Source organism: Stenotrophomonas pictorum JCM 9942 (assembly GCF_001431585.1).
Classification (GTDB): Bacteria; Pseudomonadota; Gammaproteobacteria; order Xanthomonadales; family Xanthomonadaceae; genus Stenotrophomonas; species Stenotrophomonas pictorum.
The window spans coordinates 20,302-40,035 of sequence record NZ_LLXS01000037.1 but is presented as its reverse complement, the minus strand read 5'-3'; the positions used below and the strand labels follow the sequence as shown (position 1 = coordinate 40,035).

General features: G+C 67.2%; 15 protein-coding genes and 1 tRNA gene. 10 read left to right on the top strand and 6 right to left on the bottom strand.

Going from position 1 to position 19,734, the window contains the following annotated elements; translation table 11 throughout:
• The first annotated feature begins 639 nt into the window (after positions 1-639).
• Positions 640-3,483 (top strand): ligand-binding sensor domain-containing diguanylate cyclase, encoded by a 2,844-nt coding sequence (locus tag ARC78_RS11495; protein WP_158499986.1) that lies wholly within the window; start codon positions 640-642, stop codon positions 3,481-3,483.
• A 222-nt stretch (positions 3,484-3,705) separates the two neighbouring features.
• On the opposite strand, the gene ARC78_RS11490 is transcribed toward ARC78_RS11495, so the two are convergent.
• From ARC78_RS11490 to amaB, 5 genes are all read right to left on the bottom strand, one after another.
• Positions 3,706-4,593, bottom strand: a complete 888-nt coding sequence (locus ARC78_RS11490; protein ID WP_096144962.1) for a DMT family transporter — start codon at positions 4,591-4,593, stop codon at positions 3,706-3,708.
• Positions 4,594-4,628: 35 nt separating this feature from the next.
• Positions 4,629-5,672, bottom strand: coding sequence for a UDP-N-acetylmuramate dehydrogenase (murB, locus tag ARC78_RS11485; RefSeq protein ID WP_057506344.1), 1,044 nt, complete (start codon positions 5,670-5,672; stop codon positions 4,629-4,631).
• Complete coding sequence (locus ARC78_RS11480; protein ID WP_057506343.1) at positions 5,669-6,724, bottom strand: quinone-dependent dihydroorotate dehydrogenase; 1,056 nt, start codon at positions 6,722-6,724, stop codon at positions 5,669-5,671. The genes murB and ARC78_RS11480 overlap by 4 nt, the downstream gene beginning before the upstream one ends.
• Before the next feature lie 337 nt (positions 6,725-7,061).
• A complete protein-coding gene (locus tag ARC78_RS11475; protein ID WP_057506342.1) occupies positions 7,062-7,349 on the bottom strand; it encodes a DUF4190 domain-containing protein in 288 nt (95 codons plus the stop codon).
• Positions 7,350-7,437: 88 nt separating this feature from the next.
• Positions 7,438-8,970: an L-piperidine-6-carboxylate dehydrogenase gene (gene amaB, locus ARC78_RS11470; protein WP_054660143.1), complete on the bottom strand. Its 1,533-nt coding sequence runs from the start codon at positions 8,968-8,970 to the stop codon at positions 7,438-7,440.
• A 267-nt stretch (positions 8,971-9,237) separates the two neighbouring features.
• Here amaB and kdsA point away from each other — a divergent pair, with 267 nt between their 5' ends.
• The 7 genes from kdsA to thrC all read left to right on the top strand — a co-directional run bounded on the left by kdsA (position 9,238) and on the right by thrC (position 16,697).
• Positions 9,238-10,083 (top strand): 3-deoxy-8-phosphooctulonate synthase, encoded by an 846-nt coding sequence (kdsA, locus tag ARC78_RS11465; protein ID WP_057506341.1) that lies wholly within the window; start codon positions 9,238-9,240, stop codon positions 10,081-10,083.
• Positions 10,084-10,221: 138 nt separating this feature from the next.
• A tRNA-Arg gene (locus tag ARC78_RS11460) sits at positions 10,222-10,298 on the top strand.
• Between the two features lie 212 nt (positions 10,299-10,510).
• Positions 10,511-11,455 carry a DMT family transporter gene (locus ARC78_RS11455; RefSeq protein ID WP_057506340.1) on the top strand — a complete coding sequence of 315 codons (945 nt, stop codon included), beginning with the start codon at positions 10,511-10,513 and terminating at the stop codon, positions 11,453-11,455.
• Between the two features lie 155 nt (positions 11,456-11,610).
• Complete coding sequence (locus ARC78_RS11450) at positions 11,611-11,856, top strand: hypothetical protein (RefSeq protein ID WP_054660882.1); 246 nt, start codon at positions 11,611-11,613, stop codon at positions 11,854-11,856.
• A gap of 89 nt (positions 11,857-11,945) precedes the next feature.
• A complete protein-coding gene (gene thrA, locus ARC78_RS11445; protein ID WP_057506339.1) occupies positions 11,946-14,450 on the top strand; it encodes a bifunctional aspartate kinase/homoserine dehydrogenase I in 2,505 nt (834 codons plus the stop codon).
• Positions 14,447-15,367 carry a homoserine kinase gene (locus tag ARC78_RS11440; RefSeq protein ID WP_057506338.1) on the top strand — a complete coding sequence of 307 codons (921 nt, stop codon included), beginning with the start codon at positions 14,447-14,449 and terminating at the stop codon, positions 15,365-15,367. Before thrA ends, ARC78_RS11440 begins: the two co-directional genes overlap by 4 nt.
• A gap of 31 nt (positions 15,368-15,398) precedes the next feature.
• On the top strand, positions 15,399-16,697 hold the full coding sequence (gene thrC, locus ARC78_RS11435; RefSeq protein ID WP_054660542.1) for a threonine synthase: 1,299 nt from the start codon (positions 15,399-15,401) through the stop codon (positions 16,695-16,697).
• A 253-nt stretch (positions 16,698-16,950) separates the two neighbouring features.
• On the opposite strand, the gene ARC78_RS11430 is transcribed toward thrC, so the two are convergent.
• Entirely contained in the window at positions 16,951-17,709 is a 759-nt protein-coding gene (locus ARC78_RS11430) for a Crp/Fnr family transcriptional regulator (protein ID WP_057506337.1), read from the bottom strand.
• 112 nt (positions 17,710-17,821) lie between these two features.
• Between ARC78_RS11430 and hisS the strand changes: the two genes are divergently transcribed.
• Positions 17,822-19,228, top strand: coding sequence for a histidine--tRNA ligase (gene hisS, locus ARC78_RS11425; RefSeq protein WP_054659954.1), 1,407 nt, complete (start codon positions 17,822-17,824; stop codon positions 19,226-19,228).
• Positions 19,229-19,404: 176 nt separating this feature from the next.
• Positions 19,405-19,731: a YerC/YecD family TrpR-related protein gene (locus ARC78_RS11420; RefSeq protein ID WP_057506336.1), complete on the top strand. Its 327-nt coding sequence runs from the start codon at positions 19,405-19,407 to the stop codon at positions 19,729-19,731.
• Positions 19,732-19,734 lie beyond the last annotated feature (3 nt).

Sequence of the window (19,734 nt, the reverse complement as noted above, 5' to 3'; positions counted from 1 at the left end):
TCCATGCGCAGTATGTTAGCAAGTAGTGTTAACAGGCCCTAAGTGAGGCTTGGAGGAAGACCGCTGTGCATGTCTGCGCTATCCTAGAGGGCGATTGACGATGGAGTTGCCAGAGTCGTCGCCCCTCAAACCCCTTCATCTTCCGCGCTAAACAAAGCTCTTGTCGGATGACGGTAAAAGCGACGGTAATGGCCCATGTTGATCATCGCAAATCCTTTTAACCACGCGGGCTTGCGTGACCTGTTGATGATCGAGTGGGAGTGATCCTTCCGGTGCCAGCGCCGGTGGCCTGCCGCGTTTGAATCAGCCGCACACAACGCCCCGTCAGGGGCGTTGCTTTATGCGGCGGACCTGCGGGCGGCGGGTTCAACATGGCCAGCAGAGCGGCGCCGTACCCAGCACGTCAGTCGCGTCCGTGGTGTTCGTCGATGCCGGATCTATTGGCCGCACGGCTTTACTATGGTGATCATTTCCTTATGGCCGAACAGGTGGAACCCGATGCCGCATGACGCCTTTGCCTCGCGCAACGGGTTCGATCAGGGTGGCAAGTCCTGTGTGCGTTTCCCGTCCGGGCACGCTCGGGAGCACAGCTGGCGATTCGCGCATTGGAAGCGGCTGTGCGGTGTGCTCCTGCTGTGCATGCTCTGTCTGGTTCCGTGGCCGGCGCTGAGCCTGGCGCCCAGGCCGCTCGATGGCTACTTCAGGGAAGTATGGACCACGCGCGAAGGGCTTCCGCACAACCTGATCCACGGCATCGCGCAGACACCGGACGGCTACCTGTGGTTCGCCACCTGGGAAGGTGTGGTGCGCTACAACGGAATCGACTTCCGCATCTTCGACCAGCGGGCGGTGCCTGAATTGCGCGACAGCAGTGTGCTGGTCGTACGGGTGGCACGCGATGGTGGCTTGCTACTGGGGACAGCGGGCGGCAGCGTGGTGCGTTATCACGCCGGGCGCTGGAGTGCCTGGCCGGGCAGCGAAGCCCTGCCGCAGGACCAGGTCATCGATCTGGTGGAGGACCGAGATGGCGGGCTGTGGGTGGGAACCCATGGCAGCGGCGTGTTGCATGTCGGCAGCAATGGTGCGATCACGCGCTTCGATGTCGATGCCGGCTTGCCAGGCAATTCCGTGCTGAAGCTCCTGCAGGCGGACGACGGTACGATCTGGGTCGCCACTGCCGGCGGTGTGGCGCGCTCTTCAGGCAAGCGTTTTGTGGCACTGGGTGCGGCGGAGGGTCTGCCGCCCGGACAGGCGTTCACCGTGGTCTCCGGGCCGGATGGCCGCATCCATGTCGGCATGGAGCAGGGGGCGTGGCGGCAGGACGGCGAACGGTTTGCACCACTGGCGCCGGACCTGCCGCCCTCCAATGTGACCCGCATCATGGTGGAGGCCGATGGAACCGCCTGGCTGGGCACCGTCACCGGTCTGTATCGCCACAGCCGGAGCTATGGGCTGGAGCGCATCGGCAATGCCAACGGCCTGCCCAATGAACAGATTTCCGCAATCTGGGAGGATCGCGAACACAGTCTGTGGGTCGGTACGAACGGCGGCCTTGTGCGCCTTCGCAACGCGCCTTTCAGCACGTTCGGCCTGCAGGACGGCTTGCCCAACGCCTATGTGCGCAGTGTGCTGGCCGATGCGCAGGGCACCTTGTGGGTTGCCACCAGTGATGGCCTGGGCTGGCTGCGTGATGGTCGTTTCAGTGCAGCCGGCAGCCGCAACGGCCTGCCCGGTGATTCCCTGCTCAGTCTCGGCAGGTCGCGCGCAGGCGGTGTCTGGGTGGGGAGCTACAGTCACGGCGCGGTGCTGTGGGATGGTCGCGTGCGCCGCCATCTCGACAGCCGCAGTGGGTTGACCGGCAACCAGGTGCGCGCCCTGCTGGAAACCGCGGACGGCACCCTCTGGGTGGGCACCTCGCGCGGCTTGAACCGGGTCGACGCGCGGGGTGTGCGGCACTACACCCTGGCCCAGGGCATGCCCAGTGACTTCATCATCGCTTTGCACCAGGATCGCCATGGCGTGCTGTGGGTCGGCACTTCCAACGGGTTGGCGCAGATCGACGGCGAGCATGTCCGCGCTTACCCGCTGCGCGATTTCGGCGCCAGCAACGTGTTCGGCCTGCACGAAACCGATGACGGCACGCTGTGGCTGGCGACCAACCAGGGATTGATCCGCCTCCGCGACGGACAGATGCGCCTGATTGGTACCGGGCAGGGATTGCCGGTGGCCAAGATCTTCCAGGTACTGGCCGACGGCGAGGATCATTTCTGGCTAACCTCCAACCGCGGCATGTTGCGCGTGGCGCGACAGGCTCTGGACGCCGTGGCCGATGGCCGGCAATCGGGCCTGGAGGTGGAATGGTTCGACGAAAGCGATGGTCTGGTGAGTGCCCAGAACAACGGCAATTCCGGGCCGGCTGCGTGGCGCACCGCGGATGGAAAGCTCTGGTTCGCCACCGCCGGGGGACTGGCGATGACCGGGCCGGGCCGCATCCACGAACTTACCCGCATGCCGCCGCCAGTGGTCATTGAGGAAGTGCGCGTGGATGATCGTCCCGTGCCGCTGCAGGCCGAGCTTCGCCTGCCACCGGGCACGCGCAAGCTCGAGCTGCATTTCGCCGGCCTGAGCTATTTGATTCCAGAAAAAATCCGCTATCGCTACCGGCTCGACGGCTTCGATCCGGAGTGGGTCGAGCGCGGCGCATTGCGTTTTGCGCAGTACACCAACCTCGACCCCGGCCATTACGTATTCCGCGTATCGGCCGCCCATCCCAATGGGGGCTGGAGCCGCGAGGAGGCGCGCATCGCATTGCATATCCAGCCCCGGCTGCTGCAGCGCCGCGATTTCCGGCTCGGCCTGGCGGGGGTGGCCCTGCTTGCGCTGTACGGTTGGTATCGCTGGCGCGTGCACGCCCTGCAGGCGGCCAAGCGCCGTCTCGGCACGCAGGTGGAGGAGCGTACCCGCGATCTGCGCGTCCAGGCCGAGGCATTCGAACGACAGGCGCGCGAGGATGCACTCACGGGATTGATGAACCGTCGCGCCTTTGACGAAGCGCTCGCGCGTGACTTTGACAGGGCCGCAACGGAAGGGACGCCGCTGGCGCTGGCGCTGGCCGACCTGGATTACTTCAAACGCATCAATGATGGCTACTCGCACACCGCCGGCGATGCAGCGCTGCGCGCCGCTGCCGACACGATCCGCGCGCATGCCGGCGATGAGGTGCTTGTGGCGCGCTGGGGCGGCGAGGAGTTCGCGCTGCTGTTTCCCGGTCTTGCGCGCGAGCAGGCGCTGGCACGGTGCGAAGCGTTGCGCCAGGCGGTGACCGCCATCGACACCTCCGCTTTTGCCCCCGGATTCACAATGACGGTGAGCATCGGCGTCGCCGACCGTGTCGGGCTGACCCATCACGAAAAACTCATCAGCCGCGCCGATCTGCTGCTCTACAAAGCCAAGCGCAGCGGGCGCAACCGGGTGTGTGGTTGAGCTGGGGATGTTTTCCGCAGCGCGCCGGCCCGCCAGGCGGCAGGCGCCAAGCGGCGGCATGGATCACCTTCGGCATGCGGTTGGAGAGGCGCTGAACTCTGTCCGGCCTCCGTGTTGGAGCACGCTGCGGCCGCGGGCGTCGGCCGGGTGGCATGAGGGGGCATGCCGCCTCAGCGGATACGGCGTGGTTGCAGGGCCTTCAGCGCCCAGCCAAGAAGGGGTCTATCCGTCGAGCTTGCCGCTGGTGCAGGCGGCGTGCGGGGCCGCCCTGCGGGCCAGTACCGCCTCGCGGTGGGCGATATAGGCGTTGGAGCCGAGGATGATCAGTGCCCCTGCGACCGTCCAGCCATCCAGCACTTCGCCAAACAGCAGCCAGCCCAGCGTCACCACCAGCGGCAGCTGGGTGAAGCTGATCGGGGTCAGTGCGGAGACTTCGCCCAGCTTCAGGGCGCGGGTCCAGAACAGCTGTCCCACCGTGCCCAGCACGCCGGTGGCGACGAGCCACAGCCAGCCGGTGAGCGACGGCCAGACCCAGACGAACAGTGCCGGCACCAACGACAGCGGCACCCAGAATACATAGGTGTAGAACACCACCGTGTCGGGGCCGTCGACGCGGGTGAGCTGCTTGATCTGGATCGCGACCAGGGCGCTGAGCATGGCGGCGGCGACGGCGATCAGGCTTCCGGCCTGGAAGCCTGACACTCCCGGGCGCACGATCACCAGCACGCCGATGAAGCCGGCGATCACCGCCGCCCAGCGCCGGACCCGGACCTTCTCGCCCAGCCACAGTACCGCGGCGATGGTGACGAACAAGGGCGTGGAGTAGGACAGCGAGATGGCCTGCGACAGCGGCAGGTGACCGATGGCCCAGAAGCCGCACAGCATCGACGCCAGGCCGATGGCGCTGCGCAGGAAGTAGCGCGGCAGCTGCTGGGTGCGCAGCGAGCCGTGGCCTGGGCGCAGCAGGACCGGCAGCAGCGCCAGCAGGCCGAAGCCGTTGCGGAAGAACGCCACTTCCTGGGTCGGCACATGGCCGGTGGCGTAGCGGATGGCGATGGCCATCAGCCCGAACGCCATCGCGCTGGCAAACATCAGCAGCGCCGCGCGCAGCGGTGCGGGAGTCGCGCGGTTCGCGGCGGTGATGCTCACCATTGTGCGCCGATCAGCCGTGGCTCCGGTTCGATCGGGACGCCGAACTTCTCCAGCACCGCCGCCGAAACACGTCGCGCGAACGCGAGCAGTTCGGCACCGGTGGCGTGGCCATGGTTGACCAGTACCAGCGCGTGGTCCGGCGAGACGCCGGCATCGCCCTCGCGACGGCCCTTCCAGCCGCTGGCCTCGATCATCCAGGCGGCCGACACCTTGCGGCTGGCCGCGTCGTTGCCCGGAAACACGGGCAGGGCGGGATAGTGCTGCAGCAGCACCTCCACCTGTTCCAGCGGCAGGATCGGATTCTTGAAAAAGCTGCCGGCGTTGCCCAGCACCTCCGGATCGGGCAGCTTGCGGCGGCGGATGGCGATCACCGCATTGGCCACATCGGCCGATACCGGCTGTTGGATACCTTGCGCCTGCAGCTCTTCGCGGATGCCGGCATAGTCCAGCCGCAGCTCATGCAGCAAGGGCAGGCGGAACTCCACGGCGGTGATCAGGTAGCGGTCGGCCTCGGCCTTGAACACGCTGTCGCGGTAGGCGAACCGGCAGGCGTCCTGGTCCAGCCGTACCCACCCCTGTTCCTGCGTATCCCAGGCTTCGACGGTCTGGATGAACTCGCCCACCTGCACGCCGTAGGCGCCGATGTTCTGGATCGGCGCGGCTCCGGCGGTACCGGGAATCAGCGCCAGATTCTCCAGTCCGGACAGGCCTTCGGCCAGCGACCACAGCACCAGCTCATGCCAGATCACGCCGGCACCGGCGCGCACGATGGCGTGGTCGGCGCGGTGCTCGAGGATGTGCAGGTCGCGGTTGTCGAACACCAGCACCGTGGCCTGCGGATCGGCGGCCAGCAGCACATTGCTGCCACTGCCCAGCACCAGCAGCGGGGCGCCGGCGACGCTGGCCAGGGCCTCCGGGAGCGCCTGCGGATCGGACACCCGCAGCAGGCGGGCCGCGCGGGCGTCGACGTGGAAGGTGTTGAGGGGCCGCAGGGAAGCGTTCTGGTGCAACGACCAGGCGGGAACAGCATTGGTCATAGGGGAGCGACCGCGCCTCGGGAGGGGGCTTCGCGGCGGCGGCGGATCGCTTCCACGCAATCGCCGATCAGCGCCGGACCCCGGAAGATCAGTCCGCTGTAGCACTGCACCAGTGATGCGCCGGCGGCCATCTTGGCCACCGCGTCGGCGCCGGACTGGATGCCGCCCACGCCGATCAGCGGTATCGATTCGGGCAGGCGCGCACGCATCCGCCGCAGCACCAGCGTGGACTGGCCCAGCAGCGGCGCACCGGACAGGCCGCCGGCCTCGGCTGCCAGCGGATCGGCTTCCACGCCTGCCCGGCCGATGGTGGTGTTGGTGGCGATCACGCCATCGACCTGCAGCTCGCCCAGTACCCGCGCCGCGCCATCGATGTCGCGGTCGCTCAGGTCCGGGGCGATCTTGACCAGCATCGGCACGCGCTTGCCGTGTTTGCCCGCCAGCTGTTCCTGCGCCTCGCGCAAACCGCCGACCAGTCGCCGCAGCGCCTGCTCCTCCTGCAGCTCGCGCAGCCCGGCGGTATTGGGCGAGGAAATATTGACGGTGATGTAGTCGGCCAGCGGATACACCTTCTCCATGCAGATCAGGTAGTCCGACAGCGCATCCTCGTTGGGGGTGTCCTTGTTCTTGCCGATGTTGATGCCCAGCGGGCCGGGACGGTGCCGGGTCTGCTCGACATTCCGCACCAGCGCATCCACACCGCGGTTGTTGAAGCCCATGCGGTTGATGATGGCGCCATGACGCGGCAGCCGGAACAGGCGCGGCTTCGGGTTGCCGGCCTGCGGACGTGGGGTGATGGTGCCGATCTCAACAAAGCCGAAGCCCAGCCCGAACAGCGCGTCGATATGTTCACCGTTCTTGTCCAGGCCGGCGGCCAGCCCCACCGGGTTGGGAAACTCCAGCCCGAACACCTTGGTCGGCAGCGGCTTGACGCGGCCGGTGATCAGCGGCGTGGTGCCGGTGCGCCAGGCCAGATCCAGCGCGGACAGGCCAAGGCCATGGGCGCGCTCGGCGTCGAGGGAGAACAGGAACGGGCGGGCTAGTGAATACATAGGCTCAGTTCAACGTGCCGATGAAGGCGCGGGTTTGATATCCGATGGCGACCTTGCCATCCACGGCGGGATCGCCGCACAGCTGCCGCGATGCATCCCGCATGGGCATGTGACGGAAGAGCAGCACGAGGACATCCGCTGGCCCTGCAGCTTCCAAGGGGGCCGGTGCCGCAGCGCCCGGAGTGGCTCTGGCAGCGGCCACCGCTGCTTCCGCAGGAAGATCGGGCGCGCAAGACAACCCGTCCCGCAGTGCCGGCGGATATCCCCGCCGGTAGCGGAGAGGGGCCGCCGCCGTGTTGCCGAAGCGTTCGGTTGGAGCGGCCTGGCGCATGCCGTCTCAGGAATTCAGCGCGGCGATCCACGCCAGCCCGCCGAAGAACACGATGAAGGCCAGGATGCCCAGCACCCACAGCGCCACCGACAGCCAGCCCAGTACCAGGCCGGTGACCGCCAGACCGTCGCCATCGAGCTGGCCGTTGCTGCGGCGGATCTCGCCGCGTGCCATATGGCCGAAGATGATCGCGCCCAAGCTGCCCAGGAAGGGCAGCAGGGTCCAGCCGAGGATGCCGGCCACCAGGCTGATCACCGCGTAACTGCTGGTCTGGCGGGGGGCGGGGATGCTCATCGCGAAACTCCATTTCAGATGTGGAAAGCGGACGGTGGAGCCGTCCGCGACAGGACCATGGCTCCCGCCAGGGCGGGAGCCATGTGCATCACAGGTCGAACTTGATGCCCTGGGCCAGCGGCAGCGAGTCGGAGTAGTTGATGGTGTTGGTCTGGCGACGCATATAGACCTTCCACGCATCCGAGCCGGACTCGCGACCACCGCCGGTGTCCTTCTCGCCGCCGAACGCACCGCCGATCTCGGCGCCGGAGGTGCCGATGTTGACGTTGGCGATGCCGCAGTCGCTGCCGGCCGCGGACAGGAACTTCTCGGCCGCCTTCAGGTTGGTCGTGAAGATCGACGAGGACAGGCCCTGCGGCACGCCGTTCTGCATGTCGATGGCTTCGTCCAGGGTGCTGTACTTCATCACGTACAGGATCGGCGCGAAGGTTTCGTGCTGGACGACCTCATCGCTGTTCTTCAGCCCGGTGACGATGGCCGGCAGCACGAAGTTGCCCGGGCGGTCGATCGCGGTGCCACCGGTTTCCACGGTGCCGCCAGCGGCCTTGGCCTTGGCGATAGCGGCCAGGAACTGCTGCACCGCTTCGGGGCTGTTGAGCGGGCCCATCAGGTTGGTCGCATCCAGCGGATCGCCGATCTTGCCCTCGACCTGCTTGTAGGCCTTGATCAGGGTGGCCAGCACGTTGTCGTAGATCGATTCGTGCACGATCAGGCGGCGGGTGGTGGTGCAGCGCTGGCCGGCGGTGCCGACCGCACCGAACACGATGCCCGGCACGGCCAGTTTCAGGTCGGCGGTTTCGTCCAGGATGATGGCGTTGTTGCCGCCCAGTTCCAGCAGGCTGCGGCCCAGGCGACGGGCGACGCGCTCACCGACGATGCGGCCGATGGCGGTCGAACCGGTGAAGCTGATCAGCGGAATGCGGCGGTCATCGACCAGTTTTTCCGACAGCGCGGTGCCGGCGTCGTTGATCAGGAAGAACAGGTCCGGGAAGCCGGCGTCCTTCAGGGCCTCGTTGCAGATCTTCATCGAGGCGATGGCGGTCAGCGGGGTCTTGTTGGACGGCTTCCAGATGCAGATGTCGCCGCAGATCGCCGCCAGGAACGAATTCCAGGCCCACACCGCGACCGGGAAGTTGAACGCCGAGATGATGCCGACCAGGCCCAGCGGCTGGTACTGCTCGTACATGCGGTGGCCCGGGCGCTCGGAGTGCATGGTGTAGCCGTACAGCATGCGGCTCTGGCCCAGCGCGAAGTCGGCGATGTCGATCATCTCCTGCACTTCGCCGTCGCCCTCGGGCTTGGACTTGCCCATTTCCAGCGCGACCAGTGAACCCAGTGCGTCCTTGTGCTTGCGCAGCGCCTCGCCGCACAGGCGCACGGCTTCGCCGCGGCGCGGGGCCGGGGTGGTGCGCCAGACCTTGAAGGCTTCCTGGGCGCGGGCGATCACGGTTTCGTAATCGGCCTCGGTGGTGGCCTGTACCTCGGCGATGACCTCGCCGGTGGTCGGGTTCTGCGGCTTGAGGACGCCCGCGCCGGTGGCGGCAGACCATTCCCCGTTGCCCAGATAGGTGCCCGCATTGGTGGCACCCAGACCCAAAGCCTTGAGAAGCTCGGAAGACATTCAAACTCCTGTTTCTTAACGTGATTTTGGTGCCGTCGGAGGGTGCTGCGGGGGCGACGGGATGAGCGGCACATAGTATCAGAGTGAACCGGTGGCCCTGCGCGGGCCGGATCCGGTGCGGGGGCGTTGCGTGCCGCCGGGCAGGGCGGTGTGCCGGTCGCGGCGGTTGCGGTTCGCAGGCGCGCCCCATGCTGTTGCTCGCGACCGTTTTCGGCCATATTCGCCACCCTTGGCAGGGGTTTCCCCGGTGTTGAACAGGAAAGACAGATGAACGTGACGATTTCGGATGCAGTGGTGGTCGGCAACAGCCTGCCCTTTGTGCTGTTTGGCGGGCTCAATGTGCTGGAGGATCTGGACTCCACCCTGTATGCCGCCGAACGCTACGTGGAGGTCACCCGTCGCCTGGGGATTCCGTATGTGTTCAAGGCGTCGTTCGACAAGGCCAACCGCTCCTCGATCACCTCCTTCCGCGGCGTCGGCCTGGAAGAAGGGCTGCGCATCTTCGAACAGGTCAAGCAGCGTTTCGGTGTGCCGGTGATCACCGATGTGCACGAGGTGCACCAGGCCGCGCCGGTGGCCGAAGTGGTGGACGTGCTGCAGATCCCCGCGTTCCTGGCCCGGCAGACCGACCTGGTCACCGCCATCGCCCGCACCGGCCGTGCGGTCAACATAAAGAAACCGCAGTTCCTGAGTCCTTCGCAGATCAAGCACATCGTCAGCAAGATCCGCGAGGCCGGCAACGAGCAGATCATCCTGTGCGAGCGCGGCGCCCAGTTCGGTTACGACAACCTGGTGGTGGACATGCTCGGTTTCCGCGAGATGATCGAGGCCACCGGCGGCCTGCCGGCGATCTTCGACGTCACCCACAGCCTGCAGCGTCGCGACGCCGGCAGCGAAGCCTCCGGTGGCCGTCGCCGTCAGGTGGTGGAGCTGGCCCGTGCCGGCATGGCGGTCGGCATTGCCGGCCTGTTCCTGGAAGCCCATCCGGACCCGGACAATGCCCGTTGCGACGGTCCCAGCGCGTTGCCGCTGGCCGCGCTGGAGCCGTTCCTCACGCAGATCAAGGCGCTGGACGATCTGGTCAAGTCGTTCCCGGTGCTGGATATCGCCTGACAAACGGCCGAGGCAGGACTGCCGCTGCGGTGGTCGTCCGTCCCGTATGCCATGGCGCGCTTGCGCATATGCGCATCTGTTGCCGGCGCGTCCAAGGGGTGCCGGGCAGGCGAGGGTCATGCGACAATGCCGCGCTCAGGCTCCGTAGCTCAGCTGGATAGAGCGGTCCCCTCCTAAGGGACAGGTCGCACGTTCGAATCGTGTCGGGGCCACCATCTTCTCGCGTTGCCTGGCGCACCTGCCGGGCGCAGGTCGCGTCTTCTCCGGTGTACTTGCCGATGTCGTCTCGCTTCCCTTCCGTCTTCATCGCCCATGGTCCTGGCGGCCGTGGGCGTGGTGGTATGCGGCTGGCGCGCGTGCGCCTGGATCGATGGAGGCGCGTATGCGGCGGGATGGCGCCGAGGGTGATTGAGCAACGGGTGGGGCGATGAATCAGCGGATGCTGGGGGGTATCGCCAATGGCGTGGCGTCGGGGGCGTTGTGGGGGCTGGTATTTCTCGCACCGGCGGTGCTGACGGACTTCTCGCCGTTGCAGCTGGCCGCCTCGCGCTACCTGGTTTACGGGCTGATCGCCGCGATCCTGCTGTTGCCGCGTTGGCCGGCGCTACGCGCCCATATCGGCAAGGTCGAGTGGAAGGCGCTGACCTGGCTGAGCCTGCTGGGAAACCTGGTCTATTTCGTGCTGCTGTCCATCTGCGTGCAGTGGAGTGGCGGTGCGTCAGCCGCGCTGATCGTAGGCATGGTGCCGGTGCTGGTGGCGGTAGTGGGGGCGCGTGAGCCGGGGGCGGTGCCGCTGTCACGACTGGCGCCGGCGTTGGCGCTGTGCGTGGCCGGCGTGGTGTTGATGGGGGTGAAAGCGATGGCGTCCTCGCATGTGCAGACGTCGCCGGCGCAGCGCCTGACCGGTCTGCTGTGCGGCGTCGGCGCGCTGCTGTCGTGGACGGCGTACTCCATCGGCAACACCCGCTGGTTGGCGAAAGTGCCGGCGGTCTCCGGACATGACTGGTCGCTGCTGACCGGGGTGGCGACCGGCGGATTGGCGCTGCTGCTGGCACCGGTGGCGTTTGCGGGTGGCGGGCAGGGGCATTCGGGCGGGCAATGGCTCGGCTTCTGGGCGATGGCCACGGCCGTGGCGGTCTTCGCCTCGATCCTCGGCAACGCCTGCTGGAACCGGGCCAGCCGCGCGCTGCCGCTGACCCTGGGCGGGCAGATGATCGTGTTCGAGACCCTGTTCGGGCTGGTCTACGGCTTTGTGTGGCAGCAGCGCTGGCCGCTGCCGCTGGAGATCCTCGCGGCGCTCTGCCTGGTGGCCGGGGTGATCTGGAGCGCGGCCGCGCACCGTCCGGCAACCACGCTCGCCCAGTCGGCCTGAGCATTCTGCGCATTTATCTGCCGACCCTCGTCCGGGATGCCGGCGGAGGATGCTGCCGGCGAGAGTGATCGCGTTTTCACGCGTGGTCGGATCGCCGGCGTTCATCGCACCCGTTTGCCACCGCTTGCAGGATAGATGCGCGATGTTCGCGCTTGATGACATTTGCAACTTTTAGCCGCAGCTTTGGCGACGATGCCGACAAACGCTATTTTGCGTCGCAGCACTTGACAGGCTTCCAGTCGCTGGTGTCTCTTGGAGGCATGAACACCCCGCAGCCCCTCGCCCGCGTCCTGCCGCCGCCTCCTGGTGGCGCGTGCCGCGCATCCGGCCAGTGGCTGTCGATTACCACCACCATTATTACCGTCACCACTTGCCCGGTGCGGCCCGTCGTCTTCGCGTAATTTCCGAAAACCACGGCCCCGCACCCGGATCAGGATGCGGGGAAACTCCATCCAGATGCGTGTCGGGGCCTCCAGCCGAGGTTGATCCGATGTCGTCAGTTGCCGTTTTTCCCGCCGAACCCGTCGCGGACGCCGCCGTGCGCACCGTCGTGCACAAATTTGGCGGCACCTCGGTGGCCAATGCCGACCGCTACCGCCACGTCGGCCAGTTGCTGCTGGCGCGCGGGGAGGAGGAGCAGATCACTGTGGTCTCGGCGATGAAGGGGGTGACCGATGCGCTGATCGAGCTGGCGACGCTGGCCGGTGCGGCCGATCCGTTGTGGCGGCAGCGCTGGGAGGAGCTGCGCGCGCGCCATCGCGCCGCGGCGGTGGCACTGCTGGATGAGCACGCCGGCCCGACCATCGAATGGCTCGATGGCCGTTTCGAGCGGCTGGCCGACGTGCTCTCGGCGCTGGCGGTGATCGGCGAATTGCCGCGCGAGGTGCTGGAGCGCGTGCAGGGGATGGGCGAGGTGTTCTCCGCGCATCTGCTCGGTCACCACCTGCAGGCGCTGGGCGAGGAGTGCGAGGTGCTCGACGCCCGTGACGTGCTGGTGGTCGATCACAGCGAGCTGGGCGTGGATGTGGACTGGAAGACCAGTGCCGCCAAACTGGCCCACTGGCGGCAGCAGCATCCGGCGCGGCGGCTGGTGGTCACCGGCTTCGTCGCCCGCGACCGCAGCGGCCACATCACCACGCTGGGGCGAAACGGCAGCGATTTCTCCGGTGCGATCTTTGCCGCGCTGTTCGCCGCCGATGAACTGCATATCTGGACCGATGTCGATGGCGTGCTGTCAGCCGATCCACGGGTGGTGCCCGAAGCGGTGCAGCTGGAGTCGCTCAGCTACGACGAGGCCTGCGAGCTGGCCTATTTCGGCGCCAAGGTGGTGCATCCGCAGACCATGTCCCCGGCGATCGAGCGCGGTCTGCCGATCATCATCCGCAATACCTTCGCGCCGGATCATCCCGGTACCCGGATCAGTGCCGAAAGCGTCAGCTGCGGGCCGATCAAGGGTCTGACCCTGAGTGCGGATCTGGCGGTGCTGAACCTGGAAGGCACCGGCCTGATCGGCGTGCCGGGCACGGCCGAACGGGTGTTCGCCGCGCTGCGCAATGCGCATGTGTCGGTGGTGATGATCTCGCAGGGCTCGTCGGAGCATTCGATCTGCTGCGTGGTCAAGCAGGCCGAGTCCGAGCGCGCGCGCAATGCCTTGCTGCAAGGCTTTTCGCATGAGCTGGCGGCCGGCCAGGTGCAGCGGGTGCAGTTGACCGGCGGGGTCAGCGTGCTGGCGGCGGTGGGGGACGGCATGGCCGGTCAGCCGGGCGTGGCCGCGCGGCTGTTCGAAGCGCTGGGCAGGGCGCAGGTCAATATCCTGGCCATCGCGCAGGGCTCGTCCGAGCGCAACATCTCCGTGGCCATCGACAGCGCCGATGCGACCAAGGCGCTGCGCGCGGCGCACGCCGGTTTCTGGCTGTCGCCGCAGACCTTCTCGGTCGGTGTGATCGGCCCCGGAAACGTCGGCGCCGCGCTGCTGGAACAGCTGCACAATTCGCAGGCGCAGCTGCTGGCCAAGGCCAGGCTGGATCTGCGGCTGCGTGCGGTCACCTCGCGCAGCCGCATGCTGCTGGACCAGCGCGGTCTGCGGGGCAACTGGAAAGCGGCGTTCGAGGCGGCGGCCGAGCCGGCGGACCTGGACCGGTTCACCGAACACCTGCTGTCCGCGCGTCTGCCGCATACCCTGATCATCGATTGCAGCGGCGCCCCGGAAGTGGCCGACCGCTACGCCGGCTGGCTGCAGGCCGGCATCCATGTGGTCACTCCGAACAAGCAGGCCGGCGCCGGCCCGCTGCCGCGCTACCAGGCGATCCGTCATGCGGCCGAAGCCAGTGGTGCGCGCTTCCGCTATGAGGCCACGGTGGGCGCGGGCCTGCCGGTGATCACCACGCTGCGCGATCTGGTCGATACCGGTGACGAGGTGATGGCGATCTCCGGCATCTTCTCCGGCACGCTGGCCTGGCTGTTCAACAAGTACGACGGCAGTGTGCCGTTCTCCGGACTGGTCACCCAGGCCCGCGCGATGGGCTACACCGAGCCGGATCCGCGCGATGACCTGTCCGGCGTGGACGTGGCGCGCAAGCTGGTGATTCTCGCCCGCGAGGCCGGCTATCCACTCAGTCTGGAACAGGTGACGGTGGAGAGTCTGGTGCCGGAAGCGCTGCGCCAGGCCAGCGTGGAGGAATTCATGGCACGTCTGCACGAGGTGGATGCCGCCTTCGGGCAGCGTCTGGCCCAAGCGCGTGGCCGTGGCAATGTGCTGCGCTATGTCGCCACGTTCAAACCCGGGCAGCCGCCGAGCGTGGGGCTGGTGGAACTGGCCACCGATCACGCCTTCGCCAACCTGCGCCTGACCGACAACGTGGTGCAGTTCACCACCCGTCGTTACTGCGACAACCCGCTGGTGGTGCAGGGCCCGGGGGCCGGTCCAGAGGTTACCGCGGCCGGAGTGTTTGCCGATGTGCTGCGGGTGGCGGCGGGCGAGGGGGCACGGCTGTGAGTGACTGGGTACGCGCGTTTTCGCCGGCGTCGGTCGGCAATGCCGGGGTGGGCTTCGACATCCTCGGGCATGCGATCGCCGGTGTCGGTGACACGGTCGCGGTGCGGCGGATCGCTGCGCCGGAGGTGCGGATCAGCGCAATCCGCGGCACCACGCTGGATCTGCCGCTGGATGCGCCCAGCAATACCGCCGGCGCGGCGCTGATCGCCTTGCGTGAGGCCTTGCAGCTGCCGTTCGGTTTCGAGGTGGAAATCGAAAAGGGCATCCCGCTGGGCTCGGGCATGGGCGGTTCGGCCGCGTCCTGCGTGGCCGCGCTGGTGGCCGCCAATGCGCTGCTCGACCGGCCGCTGTCGCGCGAGGCGCTGTATCCGTTCGCGCTGAGCGGCGAGGCGGTGGCCAGCGGCGGCCGTCATGGCGACAACCTGGGCCCGATGCTGCTGGGCGGGCTGGTGCTGGCCACGGCCGACCGGCTGGTACGCATCCCGGTGCCGGCGCAGTGGCACAGCCTGCTGGTGCATCCGGATGCGGTGCTGGAAACCCGCCGCGCGCGGGCGGCCTTGCGGGGCGCTTATGAATTGAAGGAGTTCGTCACACAGAGCGCCAATCTGGCACTGGTGCTGGCCGGCTGCCATGCCGGTGATGCCGCGCTGGTGCGGGCGGGGTTGGCCGATGTGCTGGTCGAGCCGCGCCGGGCGCCGCTGATCGTCGGCTTCGAGGCGGCCAAGCAGGCGGTACTGGCCGCCGGCGCGATGGGCGCCAGCATCTCCGGCGCCGGCCCCAGCATCTTTGCCTGGTTTGAGACCTGCGAAGCGGCGCAGGCGGCAATGGCGCCGGTGCAAGCGGCTTTCGCCGCGGCAGGCTTCGACAGCCAGGGCTGGGTGTCGCCCCTGGATTCACCCGCCGCCACGCTGCTCTGAGTGCATCACTCTCACTTTCAATGGAACTGACATGAATTTCATCTCGACCCGCGGCAGCGCTCCTGCCGTCAGCCTGAGCCAGGCCATCGCCGCCGGCCTGGCTCCCGATGGCGGTCTGTATGTGCCACAGCAGATGCCGGCCCCGCGCGCGTTGCGGGCGGGCCGTTCGCTGGCCGCCACCGCCGATGCCCTGTTGCAGCCGTTCTTCGCCGATGACCGGTTGGAGGCCGAGCTGCCCGGCATCTGCAGCGAGGCGTTCGATTTTCCGGTACCGCTGCAGGCGTTGGCCACGCCCAATGACCATGTGCTGGAGCTGTTCCACGGGCCGACTGCCGCCTTCAAGGATTTCGGCGCGCGCTTTCTCGCCGCCAGCCTGTCGCGGCTGCGTGCTGGCCAGGCGCGTCCGTTGACGATTGTGGTGGCGACCTCCGGCGATACCGGCGCCGCGGTGGCGGCCGCCTTCCACAACCAGCCGAACCTGAAGGTGGTGGTGCTGTATCCGGATGGCCGGGTGTCACCGCGGCAGGCGCACCAACTCGGCTGCCTGGGCGACAACATCCACGCGCTGCGGGTGGCCGGTTCCTTCGATGACTGCCAGGCCATGGCCAAGCAGGCACTGGGCGATGTCGAACTGCAGGCGCAGGTGCCGCTCAGTTCGGCCAACAGCATCAGTCTGGGCCGGCTGTTGCCGCAGATGAGCTACTACGCCCATGCCGCGCTGACCCACCAGGCCATACACGGCACCGCGCTTAATTTCGTCATCCCCACCGGCAACCTCGGCAACGCGATGGCGGCGGTGATGGCCCGCGCGCTGGGCGTGCCGCTGGGACGGATCGTCCTGGCCACCAATGCCAACCGGGTGCTGCCGGACTATTTCGCGGGCGGGCAGTACATGCCGCAGGCCAGCGTCGCGACCCTGGCCAATGCGATGGACGTCGGTGCGCCCAGCAATTTCGAGCGGCTGCACTGGCTGTACCGGGGGGACGATGTCGCGTTGCGTGCGGCCTTTGTGTCGCGTCCGGTGGATGACGCCACCATCCGCGACACCATCGCTGCACGGTTCAGCCGTTTCGGCGAGGTGTTCTGCCCGCATACCGCTACTGCCGTGCAGCTGCTGGAGCAGTTGCGTGCCAGCGGTGAGGCTGCTACCGGGGAGCATTGGGCGGTGGTGGCTACCGCGCATCCGGCCAAGTTCGAATCGGTGGTCGAGCCCTTGATCGGACGTGAGATTCCGGTGCCGCCGGCGCTGGCGGCATTGCTTGAGCGACCGGCCCACGCCGATCCGATCGAACCGGACTACGCCGCGCTGCGCGCGGTGCTGCTCGGGTGATCGCAACGGCCGCGTTGTCCACATCCGGTGTGGAGCGCGGCCGGGACAGCCTGTGGATAGAGGTCCGCCGGCCCAAGGCTGGCGGGCCTGCCCATTGTCATGGTGAAAATTTGGCCAGTCGTGATGCCGGCAGGGCTCCGGGTTTTCCACAATCGATGTGGACCGGCGCCGGAAGAATCTGTGGATAAGCGCGGCGATCCCTTGTCCGGCAAGGTGCGCAGACAGGTTGGCCAATAAATGACCAGTGCGGCATTCAGCCCAGGTCGTCGCTGGCCAGCTTCTGCAGCCCGGCGAAGTCCAGGATCTCGACCACGTTCAGATGCGGCAACGCGATCAGGCCCTGCTGGCGCAGCTTGGTGAACGTGCGGCTGACCGTTTCCATGGTCAGGCCGAGATGGTCGGCGATATCACTGCGGCCCATCGGCAGGGAGACGCGATTGCCGACCTGGCCCAGCTGCGCTTCGCGCGCGGCCAGCCGCAGCAGGAAATCGGCCAGCCGCTCCGGTGGCTGCAACCGGGCCAGCGCCAGCGCGTTGTCCTGCGCCGCGTCGAGCTCCTGGCAGGCGCGCTGCAGCAGCTTGCGCTCCAGGTGCGGATGGCGCAGGCGCACGTCGCGCATCTGCGTCACCTGCACGCGGCACACGCGGCTGTCGGCGATCGCCTCGATGTCGTAGCGGTGATGGTCGCTGCCACTCAGGCCGACATAGTCGCCCGGCAGCACGAAACCGCTGACCTGGCGGCGGCCATCGGCCAGCGTGCGGACCAGGCGCAAGGCGCCCTCGGTCACGGTATAGACATAAGTGCGTGGCTCGCCGGTGCGTGCCAGCGTGGTGCCCAGTGGAACCGGTTGGGATACCGTGATGTCTTCCAGCGCCTGCACTTCATCGCAGGACAATGCCGAGCACACCGACAGATGCCGGACCGAGCACTGCAGGCATTCGCGCGCACCCGCGCCTTCCGCAGGGGCGGACGCCGGGGAGGATTGCTCGGAACCTGGGAAGGGCCGGGACATGGCTTCGGTGAGGGGAAAGATGGCGTGAATGATACTTCATGCGGCCAGCAGGGGCGGGCTGGCGCTAGAATTGGCGGTCGTCCATCCCCACCGAGTTGCAGGAGTTTCGCCCGTGATCAAGCCCCGTACCCCGCCCGGCATCATGGAATTGCTGCCGCGCGAGCAGATCGCGTTCCAGCGCATGCTGGACGTCATCCGCCGCAACTACGAGCGCTTCGGGTTCCTGCCGGTGGAGACGCCGGTGTTCGAATTGTCCGATGTGCTGCTGACCAAATCCGGTGGCGAGACCGAGCGCCAGGTGTATTTCGTGCAGTCCACCGGCGCGCTGGCCAATGCCGCCGAATCCGGTGACAGTGGCCTGCCGGAAATGGCGCTGCGTTTCGACCTGACCGTGCCGCTGGCCCGTTACGTGGCCGAGCACGAACACGAACTGACGTTCCCGTTCCGACGCTACCAGATGCAGCGTGTGTATCGCGGCGAACGCGCCCAGCGGGGCCGTTTCCGCGAGTTCTACCAGTGCGATATCGATGTGATCGGCAAGGACGCGCTGAGCATCCGCTATGACGCCGAAGTGCTGGCGGTGATCCACGCGGTGTTCTCCGAGCTGCGCATCGGCAATTTCGCCGTGCAGTTGAACAACCGCAAGCTGATGCGCGGCTTCTTCGAGGCGCAGGGTGTAGCCGATCCACAGCAGCAGGCGTTGGTCCTGCGCGAGGTCGACAAGCTGGACAAGCGGGGCGCCGACTATGTGCGCGAAACGCTGGTCGGTCCGGACTTCGGCCTGCCGGTCGACGCGGTCGAACGCATCCTGGCCTTCGTCGAGGTCCGCTCCAGCTCGCATGCCGATGCGCTGGCACAGCTTGATGCAGTATTGGCTGCTGCCGGTGAATCGGCCAGCGAGTCGCTGCGTACCGGGGCGGCCGAGCTGCGCGAGGTGCTGGAGCTGGTCAAGGCGCTGGGCGTGCCGGAAAGCGCCTATTGCCTGAACTTCTCCATCGCCCGCGGTCTGGATTACTACACCGGCACCGTCTACGAGACCACGCTGCTGGATCACCCCCAGATCGGCTCGATCTGCTCGGGCGGTCGCTATGAGGACCTGGCCAGCCACTACAGCAAGTCGCGGCTGCCGGGTGTGGGCATCTCCATCGGTCTGACCCGCCTGTTCTGGCAGCTGCGCGAAGCCGGCCTGATCGAAGGTATCGGCGAATCCAGTGTGCAGGCGATGGTGGCGCTGATGGACGAGGCGGCGATGCCGCATTCGCTGGATATCGCCCGCCGCCTGCGCGCCGGTGGCATCAACACCGAAGTGCAGATGGAGCCGAAGAAGGTCGGCAAGCAGTTCCAGTACGCGGCCAAGGCGGGCATCCGCTTCGTGGTGCTGGCCGGTGAGGATGAGCTGGCGCGGGGTGTGGTTGCGGTCAAGGACCTGCTGCGGGAGCAGCAGTTCGAAGTGGCGCGCGAGGAGCTGGCCAGTGCCCTGCAGGTGGAGCTGGAGCAGACCCGCGCGATGGCGCGCTGAGCTGTCGCTATTCCGGTTTGATCCAAGGCCCCGCATCGCGGGGCCTTTTCTTTTGCGGCGCCGGTACGGCGCGGCCGCCCGCCCGGAAATGAACGGCGCTGCCCTATTGACCTCTACGGGTTTGACCTGGCCTGCGGTACGTAATAATGTATTAGCACGCTAATACATTGATACAAATGAAGCCGCGCATCGATACCGAAAAAGACAAGCCCTCCGACGCTCCCTTGAAAGCGTTGGCGCGCGCGTTTGCCGCACTGGACAAGCCGCAGGAGGTGCAGGCTTTCCTGCGCGATCTGTGCACTCCCGCCGAGCTGGAGGCCATGGCCGACCGCTGGCGGGTCGTGCCGCTGCTGCGCAAGGGCGTTCCCTATCGCGAGATCTACGACCTGACCGGGGTGAGCGTCACCACCATCGGCCGGGTGGCGCGCTCGCTCGAGCACGGCAGTGGCGGCTATGCCACCGCGATCGAGCGTATTGCCGCGCGCAAAACCGAATCCAACTGAGAA